The organism is Caballeronia arationis, from assembly GCF_001544975.2.
Taxonomy (GTDB): domain Bacteria; phylum Pseudomonadota; class Gammaproteobacteria; order Burkholderiales; family Burkholderiaceae; genus Caballeronia; species Caballeronia arationis.
In genome coordinates, this window is the sequence record NZ_FCOG02000443.1 from 1 (window position 1) to 1,347 (window position 1,347).

The following is a 1,347-nucleotide window of genomic DNA, read 5'->3' on the forward strand; positions in this document are numbered from 1 at the left end:
CTTTGCAGCGCAGCTTCCGCACCGCTGAGAAGGCCGTTAACACCTGGTGCGATCAGGTCAAAATCGCCGCGTAGAAACTTGACTCGACTGCTACAAGATCAATTCAGTCAAGGAATCTAGCGCAATTGGCACGATCCACTCCGACAGATGCGGGTCAACGAGCGTCACGCCCTCGACTGCGGAGATCACGGAAATAGCGGGCGTGATCATGGAGTCGCCGTAGAACATGGCGGCGCCAAACACGCCGAGGGTCAGCAACACGCGACGCAGTCGAACCGGTGCAACGTCCGATGCAAGCGCGGTCAGCGCAAGGATGCCACCTTCTCCATCGTTGTCCGCGCGCATGACGAAGGCTACGTACTTGAACGTCACCACGACGATGATCGACCAGAGGATCAGGGACACAATCCCGTAGACGTTCGTCGGACTGACGCCGCCTGCGGCTTTCAGGCACTCCCTGAGTGTGTAGAGCGGGCTTGTGCCAATGTCCCCGAACACGACGCCGATGGCGCCGAGCGCAAGGCCGGGCATTCCCCGCGTTTCGTGTGTGGTCGTCTGAAGGGCCGATGTAGACATAGTGCCAGCTTGATGAGTGAGTCGAGCAGATGCGCCTGATCCGCGAATCGGCGAGATACAGCACGATTCGAACCTGACGATTCGTCGGGAGTATGGTGACCAAGAGCGCGTTCGCTCTCGACCATCACATCCTTCGCGCTGCTCGAAAGGTGCGAACTACCTGAGATTCCAGATTCCCCAGATCGCTATGGCCAGACCGATCGCCATACCGCCGCCAAAAAGAACGTAAGTTGCCACGATTGTCTCCATAAAGGTCCCTAGGCAGGCCGCCCTGTCAGGCCGGACGAGGTAGAGATCCTACGTGGCGGTCCTTTCATGCTTGATACAAGCCATCCCTTTCAGTGCGAAGTAAATCGACTGCGCTGAGCCGTGTTGAAATGCATGACGAAGGTACGCGACGATCGCGCCGTGGCGCAAATGCCGGGTGGCATTTTCGACGGTTGACAGTCTTGCACTGCGGCACTGCGTGATGTCTTGCTAATCGAAATCAATATCAATTAGCTCTGGATGCAGTTGGACGTATAAGAGAACCAGCCAGCGCCGCGAGCAAATGGGCGAAATATAGGTGATAGGGGGTGGAGTACCGTCGGTACCGACCTGCCGCGTATCGACGGCTGCGAGAAAGGCTTTCTTCGCATCGACACGTACCCAGACATACGCCATTACCAAGCTCGAGAGTGCCGAGTTCTTGCGTCTTTCTCACGGTCTCATCTTGGCGTTCGTGAGCGCCGATCCAGTTCTCGGTAATCCGATCCGGCTCGCTTAGTTGGC

2 protein-coding genes are annotated in these 1,347 nt (G+C 57.3%); both read right to left on the minus strand.

Translation table 11 applies throughout. The features are described from left to right. Positions 1 to 90: 90 nt before the first annotated feature. Positions 91 to 531, minus strand: a complete 441-nt coding sequence (locus tag AWB81_RS43000) for a KUP/HAK/KT family potassium transporter (RefSeq protein WP_062644668.1) — start codon at positions 529 to 531, stop codon at positions 91 to 93. Between the two features lie 522 nt (positions 532 to 1,053). Beyond that, positions 1,054 to 1,239 carry a hypothetical protein gene (locus AWB81_RS45555; RefSeq protein ID WP_144444394.1) on the minus strand — a complete coding sequence of 62 codons (186 nt, stop codon included), beginning with the start codon at positions 1,237 to 1,239 and terminating at the stop codon, positions 1,054 to 1,056. Between the last annotated feature and the right edge of the window lie 108 nt (positions 1,240 to 1,347).